The sequence below is a fragment of the Providencia sp. LY12 genome, assembly GCF_057621555.1.
The window spans coordinates 1316905-1341831 of sequence record NZ_CM172594.1; the positions used below are offsets into that span (position 1 = coordinate 1316905).

Annotated in this window: 22 protein-coding genes and 1 riboswitch; of the genes, 13 read left to right on the forward strand and 9 right to left on the reverse strand. The window is 43.5% G+C overall.

Annotated elements, in window-relative coordinates; genetic code table 11:
• Positions 1-538 precede the first annotated feature (538 nt).
• Positions 539-2557, forward strand: coding sequence for an excinuclease ABC subunit UvrB (gene uvrB, locus ACY3ZI_RS05995; RefSeq protein WP_036949781.1), 2019 nt, complete (start codon positions 539-541; stop codon positions 2555-2557).
• Positions 2558-2779: 222 nt separating this feature from the next.
• Complete coding sequence (locus ACY3ZI_RS06000; protein ID WP_487376464.1) at positions 2780-3751, forward strand: Rpn family recombination-promoting nuclease/putative transposase; 972 nt, start codon at positions 2780-2782, stop codon at positions 3749-3751.
• 86 nt (positions 3752-3837) lie between these two features.
• On the opposite strand, the gene pgtP is transcribed toward ACY3ZI_RS06000, so the two are convergent.
• Positions 3838-5217 carry a phosphoglycerate transporter PgtP gene (gene pgtP / locus ACY3ZI_RS06005; protein WP_132494322.1) on the reverse strand — a complete coding sequence of 460 codons (1380 nt, stop codon included), beginning with the start codon at positions 5215-5217 and terminating at the stop codon, positions 3838-3840.
• 400 nt (positions 5218-5617) lie between these two features.
• Here pgtP and ACY3ZI_RS06010 point away from each other — a divergent pair, with 400 nt between their 5' ends.
• From ACY3ZI_RS06010 to pgtA, 3 genes are read left to right on the forward strand one after another with little or no spacing between them, the layout of a single operon-like run.
• Entirely contained in the window at positions 5618-6847 is a 1230-nt protein-coding gene (locus ACY3ZI_RS06010; RefSeq protein WP_211886339.1) for an ABC transporter substrate-binding protein, read from the forward strand.
• Positions 6844-8850, forward strand: a complete 2007-nt coding sequence (pgtB, locus tag ACY3ZI_RS06015; protein ID WP_211884956.1) for a two-component system sensor histidine kinase PgtB — start codon at positions 6844-6846, stop codon at positions 8848-8850. The genes ACY3ZI_RS06010 and pgtB overlap by 4 nt, the downstream gene beginning before the upstream one ends.
• A complete protein-coding gene (pgtA, locus tag ACY3ZI_RS06020) occupies positions 8843-10090 on the forward strand; it encodes a two-component system response regulator PgtA (RefSeq protein ID WP_211884958.1) in 1248 nt (415 codons plus the stop codon). Before pgtB ends, pgtA begins: the two co-directional genes overlap by 8 nt.
• Before the next feature lie 63 nt (positions 10091-10153).
• Here the strand turns inward: pgtA and ACY3ZI_RS06025 are convergent, their stop codons facing one another.
• Positions 10154-11062, reverse strand: a complete 909-nt coding sequence (locus tag ACY3ZI_RS06025; RefSeq protein ID WP_211884960.1) for a gluconeogenesis factor YvcK family protein — start codon at positions 11060-11062, stop codon at positions 10154-10156.
• A 715-nt stretch (positions 11063-11777) separates the two neighbouring features.
• Positions 11778-11913: riboswitch (molybdenum cofactor riboswitch) on the forward strand.
• On the opposite strand from ACY3ZI_RS06025, the gene moaA reads away from it, so the two are divergent.
• The 5 genes from moaA to ACY3ZI_RS06050 all read left to right on the forward strand — a co-directional run bounded on the left by moaA (position 11903) and on the right by ACY3ZI_RS06050 (position 14947).
• Positions 11903-12883, forward strand: coding sequence for a GTP 3',8-cyclase MoaA (gene moaA / locus ACY3ZI_RS06030; RefSeq protein ID WP_036949769.1), 981 nt, complete (start codon positions 11903-11905; stop codon positions 12881-12883). (Overlaps the previous riboswitch by 11 nt.)
• A gap of 26 nt (positions 12884-12909) precedes the next feature.
• Positions 12910-13389, forward strand: a complete 480-nt coding sequence (moaC, locus tag ACY3ZI_RS06035) for a cyclic pyranopterin monophosphate synthase MoaC (protein ID WP_036949768.1) — start codon at positions 12910-12912, stop codon at positions 13387-13389.
• Positions 13386-13631 (forward strand): molybdopterin synthase sulfur carrier subunit, encoded by a 246-nt coding sequence (gene moaD / locus ACY3ZI_RS06040; RefSeq protein ID WP_036949767.1) that lies wholly within the window; start codon positions 13386-13388, stop codon positions 13629-13631. Before moaC ends, moaD begins: the two co-directional genes overlap by 4 nt.
• 2 nt (positions 13632-13633) lie before the next feature.
• Positions 13634-14086: a molybdopterin synthase catalytic subunit MoaE gene (gene moaE / locus ACY3ZI_RS06045; RefSeq protein ID WP_036949766.1), complete on the forward strand. Its 453-nt coding sequence runs from the start codon at positions 13634-13636 to the stop codon at positions 14084-14086.
• A 153-nt stretch (positions 14087-14239) separates the two neighbouring features.
• The gene (locus tag ACY3ZI_RS06050; RefSeq protein WP_036949765.1) at positions 14240-14947 is read left to right on the forward strand and encodes a Bax inhibitor-1/YccA family protein; all 708 of its coding nucleotides are present in this window, start codon (positions 14240-14242) and stop codon (positions 14945-14947) included.
• A gap of 81 nt (positions 14948-15028) precedes the next feature.
• Here the strand turns inward: ACY3ZI_RS06050 and ACY3ZI_RS06055 are convergent, their stop codons facing one another.
• From ACY3ZI_RS06055 to ACY3ZI_RS06075, 5 genes are all read right to left on the reverse strand, one after another.
• Entirely contained in the window at positions 15029-16135 is a 1107-nt protein-coding gene (locus tag ACY3ZI_RS06055; RefSeq protein ID WP_211884962.1) for an ABC transporter permease, read from the reverse strand.
• Between the two features lie 8 nt (positions 16136-16143).
• Entirely contained in the window at positions 16144-17283 is a 1140-nt protein-coding gene (locus ACY3ZI_RS06060) for an ABC transporter permease (RefSeq protein ID WP_211884964.1), read from the reverse strand.
• On the reverse strand, positions 17280-19037 hold the full coding sequence (locus ACY3ZI_RS06065; protein ID WP_211884966.1) for an ATP-binding cassette domain-containing protein: 1758 nt from the start codon (positions 19035-19037) through the stop codon (positions 17280-17282). The genes ACY3ZI_RS06060 and ACY3ZI_RS06065 overlap by 4 nt, the downstream gene beginning before the upstream one ends.
• An 8-nt stretch (positions 19038-19045) precedes the next feature.
• Positions 19046-20038, reverse strand: coding sequence for a secretion protein HlyD (gene hlyD / locus ACY3ZI_RS06070; RefSeq protein ID WP_187128880.1), 993 nt, complete (start codon positions 20036-20038; stop codon positions 19046-19048).
• A 66-nt stretch (positions 20039-20104) separates the two neighbouring features.
• The gene (locus ACY3ZI_RS06075) at positions 20105-20803 is read right to left on the reverse strand and encodes a CerR family C-terminal domain-containing protein (RefSeq protein WP_211884969.1); all 699 of its coding nucleotides are present in this window, start codon (positions 20801-20803) and stop codon (positions 20105-20107) included.
• 289 nt (positions 20804-21092) lie between these two features.
• On the opposite strand from ACY3ZI_RS06075, the gene rhlE reads away from it, so the two are divergent.
• The 3 genes from rhlE (at position 21093) to ACY3ZI_RS06090 (ending at position 23904) form a co-directional block, all read left to right on the forward strand.
• Entirely contained in the window at positions 21093-22514 is a 1422-nt protein-coding gene (rhlE, locus tag ACY3ZI_RS06080) for an ATP-dependent RNA helicase RhlE (RefSeq protein ID WP_211884971.1), read from the forward strand.
• Positions 22514-23473 (forward strand): tRNA dihydrouridine(16) synthase DusC, encoded by a 960-nt coding sequence (gene dusC, locus ACY3ZI_RS06085; RefSeq protein WP_211884973.1) that lies wholly within the window; start codon positions 22514-22516, stop codon positions 23471-23473. The genes rhlE and dusC overlap by 1 nt, the downstream gene beginning before the upstream one ends.
• Before the next feature lie 182 nt (positions 23474-23655).
• Positions 23656-23904, forward strand: coding sequence for a GlsB/YeaQ/YmgE family stress response membrane protein (locus tag ACY3ZI_RS06090; RefSeq protein WP_036949742.1), 249 nt, complete (start codon positions 23656-23658; stop codon positions 23902-23904).
• Positions 23905-24014: 110 nt separating this feature from the next.
• Here ACY3ZI_RS06090 and ACY3ZI_RS06095 read toward each other — a convergent pair whose 3' ends face one another.
• Both ACY3ZI_RS06095 and ACY3ZI_RS06100 read right to left on the reverse strand, forming a co-directional pair.
• Positions 24015-24383 (reverse strand): hypothetical protein, encoded by a 369-nt coding sequence (locus ACY3ZI_RS06095; RefSeq protein ID WP_211884975.1) that lies wholly within the window; start codon positions 24381-24383, stop codon positions 24015-24017.
• Positions 24384-24393: 10 nt separating this feature from the next.
• The gene (locus ACY3ZI_RS06100) at positions 24394-24858 is read right to left on the reverse strand and encodes a hypothetical protein (protein WP_487376476.1); all 465 of its coding nucleotides are present in this window, start codon (positions 24856-24858) and stop codon (positions 24394-24396) included.
• Positions 24859-24927 lie beyond the last annotated feature (69 nt).

A 24927-nucleotide genomic window follows, 5' to 3' on the forward strand; every position in this document is an offset into this window, starting at 1 on the left:
CGTTAAAGATCCTTTTTTTGTCAAGTTTCATCGGGAAAATACTAAGTAGTTTCCGTAAAAAAACAGAATATTTTTCTTTTGTCACGAATGGAGAGTAAAAACACTTTCATCATTTCGCCATATTTCTGTCATTTTATCGCTAAACCGTAAAATGGGCATGCTACGGGAGTGCATGAGGCGGAAGGGCTTCCAGAGTTATCCACTATTTCTGTGGATAACCTTGTGAATTAACATTCAAAAACTATTCTGATGCTAGGTGACAAGCGGCTTTGCCTTTATTTGATGTGATTCTGGGCTTTTGTGTAATTTTGTTTAAATACAATTAGTTAAATAAAAGCAAGCGTTCTATTTAGATTTGCGTTAAAGCCTAAAAGTCGAAAAGCATAAAATATCTACTTTCAAAAAGGTCAAGTTTTATTTTGGGGATAACATTTTCGTAAACAGATTTCAACCTCATAAAAAGGAAATTTATCGCCAGTACTTGAAGCTGGTTTTTTATCCAGTATCATAGGCGAGAGATTATTAAAGAGGCATAACTATGAGCAAGGATTTTAAACTGTATTCTGATTTTCAGCCGGGAGGCGATCAGCCTGAGGCGATTCGTAAATTAAGAGAAGGGTTAGAAGATGGTCTTGCTCATCAAACCTTGTTAGGGGTTACGGGGTCGGGTAAAACTTTTACAATTGCCAACGTTATCGCGCAAGAAAATCGCCCAACGATGTTGATGGCGCATAACAAAACCTTGGCCGCACAACTCTACAGCGAAATGAAAGCCTTTTTTCCTGAGAACGCAGTGGAGTATTTCGTTTCTTACTACGACTATTATCAGCCTGAAGCGTATGTCCCCAGCTCAGATACCTTTATTGAGAAAGATGCCTCGGTAAACGAACATATCGAGCAGATGCGTTTGTCTGCAACCAAAGCTTTACTTGAGCGTCGTGATGTCATTGTAGTGGCATCGGTCTCTGCAATTTATGGGTTGGGTGATCCAGATAGCTACTTAAAAATGATGCTGCACTTGACTGACGGCATGATCATTGACCAGCGCTCTATTTTGCGCCGCCTCGCAGATTTGCAATATACCCGTAATGACCAAGCATTTACGCGAGGGACTTTCCGCGTCCGCGGTGAAGTGATTGATATTTTCCCAGCAGAATCTGATGAATATGCATTAAGAGTTGAACTTTTCGATGATGAGGTGGAGCGATTATCGTTATTCGATCCGTTAACTGGGGCTATTCAACATCGAGTACCACGTTTTACCGTTTACCCTAAAACTCACTATGTGACGCCAAGAGAACGAATTCTTGAGGCGATGGAAAATATTAAAGTCGAGTTAGCCGATAGGCGCAAAGTGTTGCTAGAGAATCATAAGCTACTGGAAGAGCAGCGAATCACTCAGCGCACTCAATTTGACTTGGAAATGATGAATGAGTTGGGCTACTGCTCCGGCATTGAAAACTATTCACGTTATCTTTCGGGTCGCGCACCGGGCGAGCCACCGCCAACCTTATTTGATTATTTGCCCGCAGATGGGTTACTAGTTGTGGATGAGTCTCACGTCACTATCCCTCAAATTGGCGCGATGTATAAAGGTGACCGTTCTCGTAAAGAGACTCTCGTAGAGTATGGTTTCCGGCTGCCTTCTGCTCTCGATAACCGCCCAATGCGCTTTGAAGAATTTGAAGCTTTAGCACCTCAAACTATCTATGTCTCTGCGACACCGGGTAATTACGAGTTGGATAAATCAGGGCAGGAAGTGATTGAGCAGGTGGTTAGGCCGACAGGGCTGCTTGATCCGCTGATTGAAGTGCGTCCGGTGGCAACGCAGGTGGATGATTTGCTATCTGAAATTCGTATTCGCGTTCAGAAACAGGAGCGCGTGCTGGTCACCACCTTAACCAAACGCATGGCGGAAGATCTCACCGAATATTTAGAAGAGCATGGGGAGCGAGTACGCTATCTACACTCAGATATCGACACAGTGGAGCGCGTTGAAATTATCCGTGATTTACGTCTCGGTGAATTTGATGTGCTGGTTGGGATCAACTTATTGCGAGAAGGTTTGGATATGCCAGAAGTTTCGCTGGTGGCTATCCTTGATGCTGATAAGGAAGGTTTCTTACGTTCAGAACGTTCACTGATCCAAACTATCGGTCGTGCGGCGCGTAACTTGAACGGTAAAGCCATTTTATATGGGGATAGGATCACTAACTCCATGGAAAAAGCGATTGCTGAGACAGAACGACGTCGTGCCAAACAGATGGCGTTTAACGAAGCCCATGGCATCACGCCTAAAGGCTTGAATAAGAAAGTGGGGGATATCCTCCAGATTGGCCATAAAGTCGGCGGTAAAGGCAAAGGGCGCGGTAAAGAGAGCATCAAAGATGAATCTCTGCTTAATGTTCAATCCATGTCAACGAAAGAGCTGGAGCAGCGTATTTCTCAATTGGAAGCGCAGATGTATAAACATGCTCAAGATCTGGAATTTGAAGCCGCTGCGCGGGTTCGCGATGAGTTACAAACGCTACGGAACCAATTTATCGCCAATTCGTAATTTTTAATAATCGTTAAAAAATACGCTAATTTATTAAGAGCCTCTTAACGCTGTAATTCACAGTTTAAGGGGCTTTTTTATGAATGAAATAAGTAAGTAATTTCAATAAAAGCAATGAGTTAATCTATCAAGTAATTCTCGTTAATTAGGACTAACTTTTTCTCACTCTCCCAAAAAAATTGGTTAGTATCTCGCCATCTTCCGAACCAAAACGAGGCCGAGATGGCGACCCAATCAATTGTAGCTCCTCATGATTCAACCTTTAAAGGCTTTATGAGCAAAGTGGATAATGCGCGGGATTTTTTTGAAGTCCATCTTCCTAATCGCATTAAGCACCTTTGCAATTTTGATACGTTGAAGTTAGCCAGTGCTTCATTTGTGGATAAAACATTGCGCTCTCGTTTTTCGGATATGCTTTATTCCGTGCAAACACTTAAGGGTAAGGGGTATTTTTACTTCTTGGTTGAGCACCAATCGTCCCCCGATAAGCTGATGGGGTGGCGGCTGATGCATTACGCATTTTGCGCGATGAACCAGCATTTGCAGCAGGGACACCAAACTTTGCCGCTGGTGGTTCCCATCCTGTTTTATCATGGAAATCAATCCCCTTATCCCTATTCCCAGTCATGGACGGATTGTTTTGAGTGGTCTGATTTAGCTCGTAGTTTGTATTGCAATCCACTGCCGTTAGTGGATGTCACGGTGGCAAGTGACGATGAAATTGTGAATCACCGAAAAGTTGCTGCGATGGAGTTAGTTCTCAAACATTCATCATTGAGAGATGACCTTATGGTGTTGTCAGAGCGCTTAGCGCAGGTGATCCATGAGAACGAAAACCACCGTGACGACGTTATTTTAATCATCAACTATCTGTTTAGTGTGATGGATACGCCGACATACAAGAAGATAGTCAAAACATTAATAGAAAAAACAGAAGGATATCAGGAGACTGTTATGACCATTGCCGATCGTTTACGAAATGAGGGATTAAAAAAAGGGTTTAAGCAAGGAAGAAGAGAAGGCAGAGAAGAGGGAAGAGAAGAAGGAAGAGAAGAAGCTCGACAAGAAGAGCAAGAAAAGGCCAAACAACGTACCTATGCTCAAGTTTTGACTAGCTTAAGGTTAGGTTTAAACATTGATGTTATTAGCCAAATTACAGGCTTATCCCCGACAGAAATCGAAGCAATTCATTGAGGCATCATTTATTGAGACATAAAGAAGGCGGAGTTCAGTGAGAAACCGAACTCCGCCATATTTTTAGTCGAATTTTCTTAGCGAGATTAAGCGTTAGCTAACTGACCTTTAGCTATTACGGATTGACGGTTACGCTCAAGTTCCAATGCGCCTAAGTGGGACAGCACACAGAAGATAATGCAGCAAACAATCCCCCCTAAGAGCAGATAGAAACCTGCATGCCAACCCATACGGTCAACCACGAAACCAAATAAGCTAGTACCTAAAGTTGCACCAAGGATATAGCTCATAAAACCACGTAGGCCGACGGCTGAACCCACTGCGAAGCTTGGCACTATTTCCATTGTTTGTACTGACGCTAAGAACTGAGGCACATAGATTAAGCAACCAACGACTGCGGCAAAGAAGGTGACGACAGCTAATGATTGGCTCTGCCAGTAACCGATGAGGCAGAAGAAAATCAGTGTCATACAGACAATAGCTAACGGCATTCTACGACCTTTAAACAGTTTGTCCGTTAACCAACCTGCTAATAAAGTGGATGGAATAGCAGCCCATTCGAAGAATAAAAATGCCACGCTCATTTGATCTTTAGAGAAGTTTTTCTCTGTCAGCAGGTAGATTGGTAGCCAGCTGATCACACCGAAACGCACCATATACACAAAGACGTCAACAAAAGAGATATACCATGCATTTTTGTTTTTCAGCACATAGGTACAGAAAATTTGGAAGGCGCTCATATTCTCTGGTGATTGCTCTTTTTGTGCCGAAGTCAGGATCACTTTTTCTTCTGGCATCATTTGGTCAAGTGCAGGTAAACCTTCTTGTTTTGGGGAACCTTTGCCTAATACCAACACAACCCCTGCAAATAAAATTGCAATACAAGCGGGAACCATGTAGCTCGCACTTTGCCAGTGCTCGGTGCCTAATACGGCGAAAGCAGCACCGACGATTGGGGCAACAATACCCCCACCCACGTTATGAGAAATATTCCAGAATGCACCGATACGACCACGTTCACGACGCGGGAACCAGTTTGCAATGGTGATAAATGATGGACCCACACCCATGCCTTGGAACATACCATTAAGCACGACAAAACCAACAAATAACCAGAATGCGTTACTAAATCCCATTCCGAAGTTGACGATGGCACACAGGATCAGACCAAATGCCATAAATGCTTTTGGGCTGGCTTTATCGGCAAGGCTACTCATCACGCCTTTGCTGATCCCGTAAGCAATGAGCATACAGCTAGTTAATAGACCAATTTGCGTGGTGCTTAAATCTAAGTTTTCTTTCAAATACGGGGTAGAGAGCGTGAAGTTGTTACGAACAATATAGTAAGCCAAATAACCTAAGAACACGCTGAGCAGTGCTTGAACACGATAGCGTTTATAGGCAGCAGGAACTTTTTCTGGTGCAATTTGTTTTTTTGCCGTGGCTGGCGTTAAAAATGACAGCATAGGTTCACCTGTGAAATAGAGTAAAAAGAAATTCCCTGATGTTTTTTGTCGCTTTATTTCTGACAGACTCATCATGTTCTTGTTGAAAAAATATCGCAATATGAAGGGTTTGGGTCAAAATTGACCCAATTTTGTATAGTGACGAGTCAAATTGACCCATTCATAAATTAACGGGAATGGATTTCAAAAAATGAACAACTAAGGGTTGATTTAATCGCATAACAATGAGAATAAAGCGGGTAAGTTTTGTCGTGTGCTCATAAATCCGAAAAGGGTAAAATTTGTCTCAAATGCACTTTTTGACAAACTCACATTATTGTTACTTTCTTTGATATGAATCACATCTACCCAGGGGATGACTACGCTTATGAGACTAATAACACCAATTCGTCCACTGATAATGCGGCTCTGTTTTTTTATTTTTTTGCTAAACAACGTGGGAATTAGCCATGCGAAAAATGATGAGTTAGTGATAGCGACAACATTCTCACCCGAAGCGACACAAGCGATAGTCACGAATTGGAATGCGCGAGAGGATGCGATGCCTATCCGCACGATTAACCGAACCAGTGCCTCATTAGAGCGCTTGTTAGATACCGATGCTTTGGAAAATGTCGATTTAATTCTGACCTCCTCACCGATGCTGATGCACCATTTGCAGCAGCATAATCGGTTAAGTGCATTGCCAGATATTCCTGAGTATTCCCAGCGCTTAATTCCTAAATCTTTAAAAGGTTCCGTTGCTGCGGTGGCATTTTCCGGATATGGCATTTTGACTAACCGAAAATGGATGGAGCAAAACAAATTACCTATTCCCAAGACATGGGATGACTTGACAAATAGCCAATATCAAGGCTCGTTATTGATAAGCAGTCCATCTCGCTCTGATACCTATCATTTAATGATTGAGTCGTTATTACAGCAGCGGGGATGGGACGATGGATGGCGCATTTTACTGGGAATGTCAGGGAATTTAGCCACTGTTTCATCACGCAGTTTTGGGGTAGCCGATAAAATCAAAGTGGGGCTAGGCGGGGCTGCACCGATTATTGATAACTACGCAAATGTATTATTAGCCGACCCTGAACTCGAGTTTCACTATCTGCCTGATTCAGCCACATCGCCGACGTTTATTGCGATCACTCGCCATAGTTTAGCGCCAGAAAAAGCGCGAAAACTGATTGATTTTTTACTCAGTGAACAAGGGCAAAAAGTGTTTGCAGACAGCAGCACAGGGAAATACCCAGTTACTCCTCTTGAGGATGATAACCCTCGAAAAGCGCAGCAAAGCCAGCTATTAGATTCACCTAAACCGCTGGATGTCCATTTGGTATTACAGCGCCAGCGATTAGTTCAACAACTGTTTGATGCGGCAATCACGTTTCGTTTAACGGAATCAAAAGATGCTTGGCGTGCGGTGTATATGGCGGAAGCTAAGCTAAAACACCCTTTACCAGAGGTTCGAGCGCTACTGACGGCGATGCCAGTCAGTGCGAAAGAAAGTGAAGATCCTGCTTACTATTCACGCTTTGAAGATAATCGCAAAGCGGAAGAGGAATATATGCGCTGGCAGCATTTCTTTCAGGAGCAGCAACGCCAAGCCATCAGTGTATTGGAAGCGATTAAATGAAAACATCGATAGTGAAATTGATGGGGCGCTTCAGTATTACGGCTATTTTACGTGGCGCCTTTATCGCGGGCGCTTTGATGACACTGATCGTCAGTTGCGTCAGCTTATATGCATGGCAAGAGCAAAATAAGCAGATCCGCTATGCTCTTGGAGATTATTTTCCCAAAATGCAGGCTTCATTTTTGATTGAAGGGCAGCTAAATACCTTAGTCAATGAATTGAACGAATTTTTAAAAGCGCCAAATACAGCGACAAGATTGCAACTACGCAACCAAATCACTGAACATTTAGCGCAAATAGCCGCATTTAATCAGCAATTGAATGGTCAAGATCAGCAGCAAATTTCTGTCATTTTGACACAAAGTCAGGATCTTTTGCAGAGATTGGATAAGGCACTATATGCCCTGTTTTTAGCACGAGAAAAAATTAATACATTATCTTCTCGGATCAACTGGTTACATGACGATTTTAGTACGGAGCTCAACTCGTTATCGCAAGATATTAGCCTACAACAAGGCTCTTTACTGGACAAAATTGAGCAAGATCCTCTTCAAGCCAAGGGGCTACAAAGTCGGCTACGTAACGTGCAAGGAGAGTTGCAGTTAATTTATACACTGGCGCGTTTGGAAGAGCAGATCACCAATATTTTGACGGGGCGCTTGAAGGATATTCAAGGGGATAATGCTTTTGATGACCCCATCGATGTTAACGGCTATGCCCGTTATTTAGGGTACTTAAAAACGAATTTAGCTGCCAATGAAGAGGCGTTGAATTTATATCCAAGTTCAGTGACGCTGCGTCAAACCATCGATGAGTTGCTAGATATCGGCCTTTCGGATAACCAAATGCTTGAAGTCCTGCAAAATTATCAAACAGCGAAAAGAGCCTTAAATGAAGCGACGGCCGAAAAAGAGCGAATTTTGGCTGATTTTCGCTCTCAGCTTGATTTGCAACTTGGGAGCAGCCACTTTCAGCTACAAACGCTAAACCAGCGTTTAGCGAACATTATGTCGTGGAGTGGCACAATTATTATTATTACCGCAGGGTTGGCATTACTGTTGGTATTGCTGTTCAACATGCTGTTTATTCGTCCTCGTTTGGTCAAACGTTTTACCGCATTAAACCAAGCAGTGGCTCGGATCAGTATTGGGGATTTGACGACCCATATTCCTGTCGAAGGTCGTGATGAGTTAGGGCGGATTGGCACACTGTTACAGCGCAGTATTGCTCAAATTAATCAACAAAAAACTCAGTTAGAGCAAGAGATTGCAGAACGTAAGGCAATAGAGGAGAACTTACGAACTACGCAAAACGAGCTGATCCAAACGGCAAAACTCGCCGTCGTGGGGCAGACGATGACCACCTTAGCCCACGAAATTAACCAACCGCTAAATGCGCTCTCTATGCACCTGTTTATGGCGAAAAAAGGGTTGCCAGAGCAAGACAATGACACCTCGTTGATGGCGATAAATAAGTCAGAGCAACTTGTGGCTCGAATGGATGGCATTGTGCGTTCACTGCGCCAATTCGCTCGTAAGCGTGATGATAATGAGCAATTACAACCGGTGAATTTACGGCAATCAATTCACAGCGCTTGGGATGTTCTGAAGCTTCAACATAAAACCCGCAAAGTGATATTAAGTTATCCGGATATATTGCCTAAGGTGCTGGGAGATGAAATTGGTATTCAGCAGGTGTTAGTTAACTTGCTCTCTAACGCGCTTGATGCCAGCCCCACAGAAGCAGAAATCACCGTTGATTACAGTGAAACCGCGGATAAGTTGCTGTTGACCTTGTGTGATAACGGGACGGGTTGGCCATTGCATTTAGCGGATACATTAATGAAACCCTTTACGACAAGCAAAGAGATTGGGCTGGGGGTTGGGTTATCCATTAGCCAATCGATTATGCAGCAAATTGGTGGCGAGTTGAGAATCGCTTCTACACTGCGTGGAAATGGGTGTGTAATTTTAGAATTTAAAAAGGTACTTGAAGATGCTTGATGACAACCATGACATATTGCTGATTGATGATGATAAAGATGTATTGGAAGCGTATTGTCTGCTACTCGAACAAGCAGGGTACCGAGTTTATGCGTGTGATAACCCATTGACAGCAAAAGAGTTAGTTCACCGTGATTGGTGCGGCATTATTCTTAGCGATGTGTGTATGCCGGAATGTTCGGGTATCGAGCTGATGACACTATTTCTCGCCAAAGACAAACATCTCCCCGTGGTATTGATCACCGGGCATGGGGATGTGCCAATGGCGGTGGAAGCAGTCAAAATGGGGGCATGGGATTTTCTACAAAAACCCATTAACCCAGAATATCTTTTAGAGCAAGTTGCCAAAGCGCTGGCGGCACGGAAACAGCGTGTATTGCAGCGCCGGTGGGGCAAAAACCAATTGATGCTCAATTTTGTAGGGAGCAGTGAGTGGTCTTTACAAGTTCGCGGGCAGCTTCAAGGGTTATCGGAAACCCTTGCCGCTGTGTTTTTACAAGGAGAGTTAGGTAGCGGTCGCACTTATTTAGCGCGCTATCTGCATCAAATTAGCACACCGCAGCATGCGCCATTGGTGATCAAAACATTATTAAATGAGCAAGAAGTGCCTGTTGAAACATGGGTCTCTGAGGCTCGCTCAGGCACATTGGTGATTAAGAATATTGAGTTACTCCCTGTAAACCAACAGCGTTATTTAGTTCAGCATTTACAGCAAGACCAACGGGAATTTCGCTTGGTTGGGATCTCGGATCAGCCGCTGCTCACGTTGACTAAACAGCAGCAGATTATTGCAGAACTTTATTATTATTTTTCATTAACTCAGGTGAATTGCTTACCGTTATCCCTGCGTAAAGCGGATATTCCGGTTTTATTCCAACACTATTTAGAGCTGGCTTGTACTCGATTGAATCAGGAATTGCCTGAACTGGATGAGCCTTTTATCAAAAAACTAAGTCGTCGTCATTGGCCTGGAAATGTAACGGAGTTAGCCAACGCAGCGGAGCTGTACGCGGTTGGCATTATGCCAATGGGGGAGACAGCGAATCCATTATTAACGTCGGTAGCGCCAACGGCATTAGATCAACAAATTGAAAATTATGAACGGCAGATTATTACGGAAGCACTGAATATTCATCAAGGGCGAATTAACGATGTGTCGGAATATCTGCAAATGCCACGGAAAAAACTCTATTTACGGATGAAAAAGTACGGATTAGACAAGCACCATTATCGGACTTAAATTATTGGAGATAAATAGAGAGAAAGTTGCAGGGATTGACCTGCAACTTAAAATTTCAGTGAATTACAGAAGGGGAATGGTCTCTTCGATGGCTTTCAACAGTAAGTTTCTATCGTGGCGATAAGGAATATCATCCGCCTCTAATACTCGCTGAGTCACTTTGCGTTCTTGGCGGATTGTCGTGATATCTGTGCGTGGCCCTACAATCACCGCATCGATTTTCTTGCGCCCAATATAACGCTCCATCATCACTAATTTTTCAGGAAGTGTGAGGCTGGCGGCGGAGGTGCTAATTTCCTTCCCTAAATTACCGATATACACCATCGGTGCTTGGCTCTCTTTTAGGGCGCAGGCGATATCATCAAGTAATAACAGGGGCATTAAGCTGGTAAAAAAACTTCCGGGGCCGATTAAAATCAAATCAGCTCGATGGATAGCATCAAGGGCTTCGCTGGTCGCTTTAACGGGAGGGTATAAACGCAATTCTTGCGGTAACTCCTGCAAAGCATCCACGTTAACTTCACCGTAGACCTCATTTCCCATATCATCAATAGCCATCAGGTCTACCGGTGATTCAGACATCGGGATTAATTGCGCATCCACTTTTAGCATATTGCGGATTAAATTGATGGCCTCAAGTGGGCGAACACTTAAATGGTCAAGGGATTTCAGCATTAGGTTACCGAGATTATGCCCTGATAATTCCCCTGTACCCGCAAATCGATATTCAAACATCTTAGAGGCAATGGATGGCTCAGTAATCAACTGATTCAAGCAATTACGCATATCACCCCAAGCAATTCCCCCTTCAGAGCGACGAATTCGCCCTGTAGAGCCACCATTATCCGTGGTGGTGACAATGCCAGTTAAACGGGAGCCTAAAGATGAGAGAGAAGACATCACTCGACCAAGCCCATGTCCGCCCCCAAGGGCGACGACGTGATTAAGATTTGTCAAACTACGGTTTGGCATAGTGTTCCTATTTAAACTATCCATCTAGCTAAATTATCAATCTAGAATCAGTGCTAAAACAAAATTGGCGCTAATCTATCATAAAACACCATCTGAAGTTTACTTGCTGTGATAAAAAACAACAAAAGAGAATATTCTCGATCGGTATCACAAATTTCTTGATTATGTGGCTAAGTGCAATTGACTAGAAGGGTATGAAAATAAAGGGGATAGAGAGGCGATTATCGACGCTTCCTGTAATCAGATTAAATGGAGCTGTTTATTGCGGGGCAACAGGAATTAATATTTTTTGAACTCGCGGAATTTAAGTACCTATTTTACCCTCTATGGCGCCATTTTAATTCGTTTCGATAATGATTCGATGGCGATGTAGTCGTTTCAATAATTCGAGACATCATATTTCTGGGTTCTTAGGGTTATCTATCAAAAAACGCGGGATAAAACTGATCTACAACAAACAATGTGCACAGAGTTAACCTCATTTTGACGAGATTTTGACAGATAGGCGTTTATCATCACATGGAAATAGCAAAAAATTATCCGTAATAATAAGGACTTCTGAGTATAGCGGTTGTTTTCTGTAAGTCGTTGTATATTAAGTTATATATCGTTTTTGGATTCGCTTTTTCATTTGCAATGGGCTAAAATCCTTACAGAAAATAAGTGAACCCAGTGATGATCGTCTTAACTCTCTAGGCTTAATCAACTCACGGGGTTCCAGATAAAACTCCTAGCCTTTGTGTCTAAGTTCTCCTGAATATGATGCTCTGGCCGTGACCTTGAGTCACCAGGGTGCAAGATAGAAATGTCTGCATCTCCCGTATTTGGAAAGGTGTGAATATGCAGCAACTTGTCGATCAATTTGACCGAAAATTTTACTATCTTCGTTTATCTATCACCGATGTTTGCAACTTCCGTTGCACATATTGCCTGCCTGATGGTTACAAACCGAGTGGCCGCCATGAATTTCTGACGCTGGATGAAATCCGTCGTGTGAGCCGCGCTTTTGCTGAATTAGGGACTGAAAAAGTCCGTATCACTGGCGGTGAGCCAACGATGCGTAAAGATTTCACCGATATCATCGCCGCTATCAAAGAAAATAATTCCATCAAAAAAATCGCCGTAACAACCAATGGTTACCGGATGGCTCGTGATGTGCAAGCATGGCGAGATGCTGGTTTGAATGCGGTAAACGTGAGTGTAGATAGCCTTGACCCTCGCCAATTTGCGGCGATCACTGGGCAAGATAAATTTTTCCAAGTCATGAAAGGGATTGATGCTGCATTTGATGCTGGCTTCGAAAAAGTTAAAGTCAACGCGGTCTTGATGAAAAACGTCAATGATATCGCCCTCAAATCTTTCCTCAATTGGATCAAACATCGTCCAATTCAACTGCGTTTTATTGAACTCATGGAAACAGGGGAAGGGAGCAGCTTATTCCAACGTTACCATGTGTCTGGTGAAACCGTTCGTGATCGCCTTATTGCAGAAGGCTGGTATATGCAGCCACGTTCTCGTAGCGACGGCCCTGCCCAAGTCTTTAGTCACCCTGATTACCAAGGGGAAATTGGGCTGATCATGCCGTATGAGAAGGACTTTTGCCAAAGCTGCAACCGTCTCAGGGTCTCTTCTTTAGGCAATCTGCATTTGTGTTTATTTGGTGAAAATGGCATTCCACTGCGTGATTTACTGGGCGATGAAAACCAGAATGAAGCCCTAAAAGCACGTATCCAGAGTGGCTTAATGTCTAAGCGAGAAACCCATTTCCTTCACCAAGGCGACAGCGGGATCACCCCGAATCTTTCCGTTATCGGCGGTTAATAACTTTTTGATTTTCAGGAGTAATTATGTCCCAACTGACCCACCTCAATGCGTCGGGCGAGGCGCACATGGTTGATGTATCAGCCAAAGCGGAAACCGTCCGTGAAGCACGCGCAGAAGCGTTTGTGACGATGAACCCAGAAACTTTAGCCATGATTGTGGATGGCAGTCACCATAAAGGGGATGTCTTTGCGACGGCACGTATCGCTGGGATCCAAGCGGCAAAAAATACGTGGCAGTTGATCCCGCTGTGCCATCCTTTGCTACTGACCAAAGTGGAAGTCACCCTGGAAGCTGAGCAAGCCCATAACCGTGTACGCATCGAAACTTGTTGCCGATTAACAGGGAAAACGGGTGTCGAAATGGAAGCGTTAACGGCGGCTTCTGTCGCAGCATTAACTATCTACGACATGTGCAAAGCGGTACAAAAAGATATGGTTATTGGGCCTGTGCGTTTATTAGAAAAAACGGGCGGAAAGTCCGGTCATTTTAAGGTGGAAGCATGATCACTGTCCTCTTTTTTGCTCAAGTTCGTGAGTTAGTTGGCACTGACCGCTTAGAGTTAGCAGCGGAGTACCCAACCGTAGAATCTTTGCGCCAAGCATTAACTCAAAAAGGTGATCGCTGGGCGCTGGCTTTGGAAGATGGCAAATTATTAGCTGCGGTTAATCAATCGTTTGTTTCTGCGGACCATCCCCTGAATGCGGGCGATGAAGTGGCTTTCTTCCCACCAGTTACAGGGGGATGACCATGGACAATACCCATATTGCGGTACAAACCGAGAATTTTAGTGTTGGCGAGCAGTATGCGTGGCTTGCTGAATGTGACAGTGATGGCGCCGTAGTGACATTCACAGGTAAAGTCCGTAATCATAATTTAGGGGACAGCGTAGCGGCATTGACTCTCGAACACTACCCTGGCATGACAGAAAAAGCTTTAGCGGACATTGTGATGCAATCTCGCGAGCGCTGGCCACTGCAACGCGTAAGTGTGATCCACCGTATCGGTACTTTACAACCCGGTGAAGAAATTGTATTCGTGGGCGTGACTAGCGCACATCGTAATGCCGCATTCCAAGCGGCTGAATTTATAATGGATTACCTGAAAACCAAAGCACCATTCTGGAAAAAAGAGTCTCTCCCTGATAATGAACGTTGGGTGGAAGCCAAAGAGAGTGATGAAGCTTCTGCAAACCGTTGGTAGTCTTAAATAGTTACGCGGAAAATGCGAATAAGCCGAATGGTAATGTCAAAATATTGTGATAAACTTTGGAACAAATTTGTCCGATCACAGTAAGGATTACTCTGTTGGTGGTTTTGCTGGGTCGATTTTTCTTAAAATGGAAGGGTAACCATCATGGGTCAATTTGATCAACGTAATGATTCTCTTGTCCAGAATGCCAGCACTGGCGTTCAGGCATTTATGTCGCAAGTCTACGGTTGGATGACCGTCGGGTTATTACTGACAGCTTTTGTTGCTTGGTACTCCTTAAGCAGCGGTCTGTTTTTCACTATCGCAACTAACAAAGTTCTGTTCTTTGGAATGATCATCGCTGAACTTGGTTTAGTGATGGGGCTGTCTTTCTTACTGCCTAAAATGAGCGGTGCGATTGCAACTGGGATGTTTATGCTCTACGCATTACTGACTGGTTTAACTATCTCCGTTATTTTAGCGGTTTATACTGGTGAGTCTGTTGTTGGGACGTTCATCATTACCGCAGTGATGTTCGGCGCGTTAAGCTTCTACGGTTACACGACTAAGCGTAGCTTAACAGGGATGGGTAACTTCCTGTTTATGGCGCTGATTGGTCTGGTTGTCGCTTCTCTGGTTAATATCTGGCTGCAAAGCTCGATGATGTACTGGGTGATCACTTACGGTGGTGTATTACTGTTTGCTGCATTAACTGCTTATGACACTCAAAAACTCAAAGAGATGGGTGAGCAAATCAACCAAGATGACAGAGAAAATATGCGTAAGTATTCCATTATGGGCGCGTTATCTCTGTACTTAGACTTCATCAACCTGTTCCTGATGTTACTGCGTATTTTCGGTGATCGCCGTTAATTGCTCATCAAGCTGATTGAAAATATGAAACCCCGCAATAAGTTAATTGTTGCGGGGTTTTTTATGGTTCTTATCTGGCAGTTAAGCGATTTTTTTGCGAAACAAGTAATAAGCTAGGGAGCTGGTTACCAGGAAGATAATCAGAAGAGGCCATAAGCTATGAAATACCACGGAAAAATCAGCATCTTTAAGGTAAATCTGCTTAGTGATATCCGTAAAGTGGCGGATGGGATTCACCCACGTAATATCCTGTAGCCAAACGGGCATATTCTCGACGGGGGAGATATAACCGGATAGCAACACTGCGGGCATCATAAACACAAACACGCCAATAAACGCTTGCTGCTGGGTTGAGCACAATGCGGAAATAAGCAAACCAAATCCCACGAGTGATAAACCATAAAAAATCATCGTGCCATAGAACAGTAATAGTGAACCGGCGAACGGTATTTTGTAGCAAAAAATCCCAATCACTAACACCAATGTGGCTTGTGCAGTGGCGACGACTAAGGCAGGAATCGCTTTGCCAATAAAGATTTGCCATGTAGTTAGCGGCGAAACTAACAGTTGGTCGAGGGTTCCTTGCTCGCGCTCTCGAGCAATCGATAATGAGGTGACAATCAACACCCCAATTGTCGTAATCAAGGCGACTAATGACGGCACAATAAACCATTTATAGTCTAAATTTGGGTTGTACCAGTTGCGGACAATCAACTCACTGTTATTGGGCTGCACTTGGGTTTGTGTGAGCTCCTGCTGATATTGCATGACTATCTGTTCAATGTAATTAGCCGCTATTTGGGAGCTATTTGAGTTTCGTCCATCCAATAGCAACATCATATTCGCGGTATGATGGCTGGCGATATCGGCGCTGAAGTTTTGACTAAAACGGACGACTAACAGGGCTTTACGGTTATCTAGCGTTTCTCGAATCTCAGGTTCACTTTTCAGTAATAGCACATGGGAAAATGCGCTGGCTTTTGCTAAGCGTTGAGTTAGCTCAATCGAATGCTCGCCATTATCTTGATCAAAAATGGCAATGGTGGTGTTAGTGACTTCTAAGGTCGCCGCCAGTGGGAAGAGGATCATTTGGAAAATGACGGGCATGATCAAAATAATTCGCGTCTGTTTTTCCTGCAATAGTGATTGTAACTCTTTCATAATTAAGGTGTAAAGACGATAAAACATATTTCACCTCAATCCAAACGGCGACGCGTTTTCAGCGCCGTTAAGCCAATGAATAATATCGCTGAAGCAATCAGCAATAAGAAATCGGTGAGTAATACCAGATAGATATCTCCCGCCAAAAATAAGGTTTGCAAGCTGCTGACAAAGTAGCGAGCGGGAATGAAGTAAGTCACTACTTGAATAAATACTGGCATGCTATCAATTTCAAAAATAAACCCTGAAAGCATAATGGCAGGCAAAAAGGCTGCGTTCAGTGCCACCATCGCCGCATTGAACTGGTTGCGGGTAATGGTTGAAATCAGTAATCCCATTCCTAATGCGGTGGCTAAATAGAGGCTGGTTATGACAAATAAAATCAATAAAGAGCCACGATAAGGAATATCGAGCACGCAGGTCGTCACCAACATACACAGCACCATGACGAACGACCCAAGAATTTGATAGGGCAATAATTTGGAAAGCAGTAGTTCAGTGCGAGTGATTTGGGTGGAAAGCAGTGCTTCCATGGTGCCTCGTTCCCATTCTCGGGCTATCACCAGTGAAGTTAAAATGGCACCCACGACGGTCATAATGATACTAATGGCACCAGGAATAATAAAATGTTGGCTGAGTGCCGCTTCGTTAAACCAATAGCGCATATTGAGTTCGATAAGCGGGTCGGTGGGATAACCTTGGTTTTCACCTTGTTGGATAAGCCATGTATGCCAAACTCCTTTCGTGTAGGCTTGCACAAAATTGGCGGTATTGGGTTCACTTCCATCGGTGATCACTTGGATTGCCGCATGTCCATCCGGGCGAGAAAGTTGCTCTGCAAAATTGACGGGGAGCACCACAATGCCGCGAATTTCTCCCGCTTGCATTTTATTAATCAATAAATTGCGATTATCGCTAATGGTGGCATCAATAAAGGGGGAGCCAGTAAACGTATCGACCAACTCACGAGCGGGTTGGCTTTGTTGATCCATTAGGATACCGACCCGCAGTTTACTGGAGTCGAGATTGATCCCATAACCGAAAATAAACAGCAGCATCAGTGGGATGACAATAGCAATTAAAGCGCTGCTGGGATCGCGCACTATCTGCTTGCTTTCTTTCCAACAGAGGGCTTTAAGCCTGCGCCATGAAAAACCTGAGGCGGTTGTCTTCATTGTGCCTCCTGCTGTTTATCGTAGTTGAAAATCAATTCAATAAAGGCATCTTCCATCGATGGATTTGGATTTTTTGTGCTGGCGACCTGTTTTTTTAATTCATCAGGCGTACCTGCGGCAATGATTTTTCCGTGGTAAACCAAACCGATACGATCGCAATATTCAGCTTCATCCATAAAATGGGTGGTGACCATGACGGTGACTCCCTTGTCTACCATGCCATTAATATGTAACCAGAACTCTCGCCGAGTTAGCGGGTCAACCCCCGAAGTGGGTTCATCCAAAAACAGGATATCCGGTTCATGCATCAACGAGCAGGCGAGGGCAAGGCGCTGCTTATAACCCAGCGGGAGTGAATCAGTAATTTGGCTGATAATAGGCGTAAAATTAAAGGCGTTAATCATCTCCTGCATTTTGGTGGCTTGCTGTTTATGATGCAAACCGTATACACCGGAGAAAAATTTTAAGTTTTGCCCAACCTTGAGGTTGCCATAGAGGGAGAATTTTTGCGCCATATACCCAAGGTGCTGACGGGCTTTGTTTGAACTGGTTTTTAAATCCATACCAAGTACTAGTGCCTGCCCATCAGTGGGTTTCATTAATCCACACATCATTTTAAAAGTGGTGGATTTGCCTGCACCGTTAGGCCCTAATAATCCAAAAATTTCACCACGTTTTACCTGAAAGTTGACGGTATCCGTTGCGGCAAAATCCCCGAATTTTTTGGTTAGGTTGCGGGCTTCAATGACGGTTTCATTGGGAGCGGGTGGAATTTGTGGCACGATAGCGGCGAGTTCAGAACGATGGGATGGTCCGCCACCTAAAAGGTCGATAAACGCATCTTCAAAGCGTGGCTGGGCTTCAATCAGCGTTTGATCTCCCATATTTAAGGCATTGAGTAAATTCTCTTGGGATGCGTGAGGCTTTAAAATTAAGCGAATATAGCGACCTTGGATCACGCCGTCGGTGGTTTCGGGTAACACTAAGGCATTTTGTAGAATGGTGCGTTTTTGTGTTGGGGGAACATCGAGTAAAAATGAGCGTCCCGCCATCTTTTGGGTGAGCAGCTCGGGTTTTCCGCTATACAGAAGTTTGCCTTCATTGAGTAGTAGTACCTCTTTGCATTGCTCTGCTTCATCCAAATACGATGTGCTCCAGAGGATCAGCATGCCATCGTCAGCAAGGGTATGTACCATTTGCCACAGTTCTCGTCTGGCAATAGGATCCACGCCGACACCCGGCTCATCCAGCAGTAAAACTTTCGGTTTGCCTAATAGGGTGCAAGCGAGTCCCAATTTCTGTTTCATTCCCCCAGAAAGCTTACCGGCAAGGCGAGAGGTAAATGGGGCTAGACTAGTAAATGCGAGTAATTGTTTATAGGTTTGTTGGCGCTCGTCACCAATAACGCCGCGCAGATCGGCATATAAATCAAGATTTTCTTGAACCGTTAAATCTTCATATAAACCGAATTTTTGCGGCATGTAACCGAGGTTTGCCCGCACTTCGATACTGTCTTTAATAGGGTCTAATCCCATTAAGCGGATTTGCCCTGAATCGGGTTTGAGTAGCCCAGCCAGCATGCGCATTAGCGTCGTTTTCCCTGCACCATCGGGACCGACTAGCCCTGTCACGGAGCCGCCGTGAATTTCGGTAGTTAGGCTTTCAACCGCAGGGTTATTTAGCCCTACAAAGCGTTTTTCGACGCTGTTTAACGAAATAATATTGCTCGATGAGTGAATATCTTGCTGAGCCATAGTGCGCCCTATTGCTGAGGTGCCGCAAATTGAACGGTGACGGGCATTCCTTGACGCAGTTTATCATTAGGATCATCGACAATAATGCGTAATCGATAGACTAAATCGGTGCGTAAATCCGGTGTTTGTACACTTTTTGGGGTAAATTCGGCTGTAGGGGAGACAAAGCCAATCGTGCCATGATAAGGGGTATTGGGCTGGCTATCCGTAAAGAGCAAGACTTTGCTGCCAGGAACGGCATCACCTAAGTGCGCCTCACTCACATAGGCACGTACCCAAACAGGGTGAGTTAATGTCACGCTAAAAACAGTATTACCCGCACCAATAATGGTTCCGGGTTCGATGGCGCGAGTCAGGATTGTACCATCAGATGGGGCGATAAGCTGGGTGTCTGAGAGATCAAGCTCCGCTTGAGCAACGGCGGCTTCTGCTTGTAACCATTCCCCTCGGGCAGCGGCTATCTCTTCTTGGCGAAATCCACTCTGATATTGGTTGAGTTTATCTTGAGAAGCTTTCAATGCGGCAAGTGTTTGATTTCGGTTATTTTTGGCATTATCTAAATCGTTAGCAGAAATCAGTTTTTGAGCAGCTAAACCTTGCTGACGTTTGTAAAAATTATCCGCATATTGCCAAGCGGCTTGACGCTGAGCGACTTCAGATTCGACTTGAGCAATTTCTTGTGTTCGGTAGCCTTTCTCTTTGAGAGCTAGTTGGGCTTTAGCGCTATCTCGCAGCCCTTTGGCTTTATTTAAAGCGTTGATGTAAGGCGCATCATCCAATTTGCCGAGTAATTGTCCAGCAGTGACTTTCGCCCCTTCATCAACATCTAAAGAGGCGAGTTTACCATTGACTCGAAAACTAAGGTTAACTGTGCGCACATCCACATTCCCGTATAAGGCGAATGTTTTATCCTTAAGTGACTGATAATAGTAGCCCCCAGCAATAGCGGCAATCAGCATGATAATTAGTAAAATGACCAGTGCACGGCGTTTTGTGTTCATAGCTAACCTTAGTGACGGATAAAAACATTACTCAAGATTATGATTTAATTTTATCCATATATCATATCACTTTTCTGCTAGTTGGCGATGACGTAACCCCAATAATAAAATGTCGATATGCTCAATAAGAACCTGATTAATAATTTTAAATTCGTTTTCGTTGATGTGTTTCCAACCGGTTTGTCTGAGTAAGGTTTCTCGCGCAATGCGAAACGAGAGGGTTTCACCCAAAATGGCGTGTGTGTGGATCAAGGTCGCTAGATTATTAGGATCGGCGCCAATATAAATAGAAATTAAGCGATTGAGCCGTGAGTGAATAGGTCCCAATGCTTGTTCGTGGATCAATCCATACGCTTCGGTTGGATTCAGCTGTTCACGAGCTAGAATGCGTGAGAAGCTTAAGTTTTCTTTTTTAAGTTGGAAAAAATTGTATGAAATAATGGTTTTTTTCAGTAATTCGAGCGCTTCTTCAGGAATTTGTGACTCTGCGGGTTGACTAATAAAGTTATCTATTTGAGTGATACTTTCAGCGAAACTCTCTTTGATATTGTTGGCAATTTGCTGAGCAACCGCGAGATATAACCCTTCTTTAGATCCGAAATAATAGGAAATAGCTGCGATGTTTTGCCCGGATGCTTGGGCAATTTGGCGGGTGGTAGCCCCGTCGATACCTTGTTCTCCATAAACATCGGCAGCGGCGAGAAGAAGTTGGAGTTTAGCGCTCTCTCCGCGTAATGTTGGCGACGAATTTGTGTTCATAAACATTCCTTTTGATTCAGAATTAAATAATTTTTAGCATGCTCTTAGTTGGCATTTATTCATTGTGCAGGATGAAAACGGATGTATCTTTAGTTTTGTGTACGTATATATACTATATAAAGCAGATTTTGTATTAGTTTATTCATCAATCTAAATTAATATATTTATCACGGTCAAATGATGGTAGAATTTTTGCGTGTCGCATGGCAGTTTGCGCTTTTCTTCTATTGAATATCGAATCTTCCCCCCTAGAGCTGCCCAGTAAATTGAAGCGGTGGAGCCCGGAGTAATTAATTTGACTAGTTTTTCTGACCTCGCGTTAAACGAGGAAATCTTGCGTGCCATTAATGAATTAGGCTATGAAAGCCCTACGCCTATTCAACAACAAGCTATTCCTGCTGTTTTAGCGGGCAAAGACCTATTAGCCAGCGCTCAAACAGGTACGGGTAAAACCGCGGGTTTTACTTTACCTATTTTGCAAAAGCTGGTGGACAATCCACGCGGTAATAACCGTCGTCCTATTCGCGCATTGATTTTAACCCCGACCCGTGAACTTGCGGCTCAAGTGGCTGAAAATGTAAAAGAATATAGCCGTCATTTGAGAATTCGTTCATTTGTTGTGTTCGGTGGAGTCAGTATTAACCCGCAAATGATGAAACTGCGTGGTGGTGTGGATGTGTTGATCGCAACACCGGGCCGTTTATTGGACTTGGAACATCAAAACGCAGTGGATTTATCGCAGGTTGAAGTTTTCGTTTTGGATGAAGCTGACCGTATGTTAGATATGGGCTTTATTCACGATATTCGCCGTGTGATCACGAAATTACCTAAAAAGCGCCAAAATCTCCTGTTCTCCGCGACGTTCTCTGACGAGATCAAACAGTTGGCGAGCAAGTTATTGAACAATCCAGTTTCCATTGAAGTGGCTCCGCGCAACTCAGCTTCTGAGCAAGTAACGCAGTATGTTCATTTAGTGGATAAAAAACGTAAAGCTGAGTTACTCTCGTTTATGATTGGGCGTGAAAACTGGCAGCAAGTTCTGGTATTTACGCGTACCAAACATGGCGCTAACCGCTTAGCTGAGCATTTAAACAAAGATGGTGTCAAAGCGGCGGCGATTCATGGTAATAAGAGCCAAGGCGCTCGTACCCGTGCTTTATCTGATTTTAAATCCGGGGATATCCGTGTCTTAGTGGCGACAGATATTGCGGCTCGCGGCTTAGATATTGAACAGCTCCCTTATGTCGTTAACTTTGAGCTACCGAATGTGGCGGAAGATTACGTTCACCGTATTGGTCGTACTGGACGTGCGGAAGCCACAGGTATGGCTGTATCTTTAGTGTGTATCGATGAAGCTAAACTGCTTAAAGACATCGAAAAATTATTGAAAAAATCCATCCCTCAGATGGAGATTGAAGGCTACGAGCCGGACCCATCAATCAAAGCTGAGCCGATCCAAAAGCCTTCTCAGCGTAATGATCGTCGTGGTTCTGATAGTCGCCGCGGGTCTGATAACCGTCGTGGTTCGGACAACCGCCGTAGCTCTGAGGATAGCCGCGGTGAACGCAGCAATCATTCAGGCAATAATAGCAATAAAGGTCCAAGCCGTCCTCGTCGTCAAAATGCGAATTCCGAGAAAGGTCAGTCTGAATCCACTTCAGGTTCACCGTGGAAAAATGCACAAAAACGCGTTAGACAAGGGCGTAGTGATAGCTAATGCGTGTGCTACTCGCCCCGATGGAAGGGGTACTCGATTCTCTGGTTCGCCGATTATTGAGTGAGGTGAACGACTACGACTTGTGCATTACTGAGTTTGTGCGAGTTGTCGATACTTTGTTGCCGGCAAAAACGTTTTATCGGTTATGCCCGGAATTGCAACAAGGTAGCCGAACGCCATCGGGGACGTTAGTGCGGGTGCAGCTATTAGGGCAGCATCCTGAGTGGTTGGCTGAAAATGCCAACCGCGCAATTGAATTAGGCTCTTGGGGCGTCGATCTCAATTGTGGTTGTCCATCAAAAACGGTGAATGGCAGCGGTGGCGGTGCGACGTTATTGAAGCAGCCAGAGCTTATCTATCACGCCGCTAAAGCTATGCGGGCGGCGGTACCGAAAGATTTACCCGTTTCCGTGAAAGTCCGTTTGGGTTGGGATAGCAGCCAGTTTGCTCATGAAATTGCGGATGCTGTACAGCAAGCCGGAGCGACCGAACTGACGGTTCACGGGCGTACAAAGGAAGATGGCTATAAAGCGGAATGTATTAACTGGCAGGCGATTGGTGAGCTTCGTCAGAAACTGTCGATTCCGGTGATTGCCAATGGCGAAATCTGGGATTATGAAAGTGCTAAACGCTGTATGGAAATCACTGGGTGCGATTCGATTATGATTGGCCGAGGTGCTTTAAATACGCCGAATTTGAGCCGTGTGATCAAACACAATGTCGCGAAGATGCCTTGGGAACAGGTCGGGAAAATACTCTTAAAGTATACGGAACTAGAAAAACTGGGAGATACAGGGCATTACCACGCAGCTCGTATCAAACAATGGCTGAGTTATTTACGTAAAGAGTACCAGCAAGCGGATGAACTGTTTTCTCAAGTGAGAGCATTGAAAACGGCGGAGCAAATAGCGGATGTTATTGCACTACATGTGGAGCTGCTTTCTGTCGCATCATCTTAACATGATGAAATTTGCCAAAATTTGAGATTAGGTCTTTAATTACTATGTATGGTGGTGACTAGTATGGTGGTGATTAATTCAAAATATTGTCATTACCGTATGTCATGATTAAAGAGTCTATATCGTGTAACAAAGTTATCGTGCTAGGAAATTTAGAGCAACAGAGATATTGGAGGCCTCAAATGGGCGTTATTGCTTGGATTATCTTTGGTTTAATCGCAGGTGTTTTAGCTAAATGGTTAATGCCTGGAACCTATCAAATGGGTTTTATCATGACGACAGTATTGGGGATCGTCGGGGCGGTTGTCGGGGGATACATCAGCACATTCTTTGGTAAAGGCAAGGTGGATGGCTTTAACTTCGGTAGTTTTGTTGTTGCCGTGATCGGCGCCATTGTCGTGCTATTCCTTGCGGGAATGTTTATTAAGTAGCATTTCTAGGGGCATCATTATCAAGGGTAGTTTTTTTTCTACTGCACAATTTACTATTTATTAAAGCCACTTATTATGACGTTCGCTAAATAATGAGTGGCTTTAATTTTTTAATTTTCATATGATTCCATGAATTTATGTATTGAAGATTTATCAAATGCAGTAATTTCAAATAACTGAGTCAATAATCTATCATCATGAACTGTATTCCAAGTGATACAGTTATTTTCAATTAATGTAAGAGAAAATTTCACTACAGAATTATGTGTCTCAGTGTAATGATTAAATTCAATAGCACGATATGAGTATAAGTAAAAAGCCATGTTATCTAAGTTTGTTGTATTATAACATCCTAGAATACAAAAATTTGGAGACTGGTTAATGGCTGGATGGATATCTTTTGTTTGCTCCCATTCTATTTGGCGCTTTAAACTTTTTAAAAATACGTTAGATATGACTTTGTGTTCTGTTGGGTTCATTAGTTTTCCCTCATATTTTTCTAGCTGAAATATCAATAATATTATCAATATAATTAAGTAGAAGATTTACTTCATCTAACATATCAAAACATAGGCTAATATCTAAATCATGGTGGTCTTTTATTGATGTTATTTTTATGGTTTTTATTTTGTATTGTTTTATTGATGATATTAATTTTTTATCTTTAGAGTCAATGAATAGAATATAATGGTGTAATGATTGTATTCTACTATGTAACTTCCTTCTATGCATTTCTTCATGAAATGTGTTTTTATTATGAACTTCAGATAAGTGTTTATAATAATCATTAAGTAGCTTGGATAGCTTCTCTTTATGAAAATAAATAGATGCCTTACGATTAAATTTAATCGTTAATTTTGATGTTTGTAATAGAACCCATAAAGTTGCGGCTGTACCGACAAAGGTAGAGAGCGTCCCTAGGTTTATTACCCAGAGTTCCCATGATGTATTCATTGTTTATTAGCTCCATAAAAATAGAGTAATAGAAAACGTAATTAATTAGATTAATTTTTTATAATATTA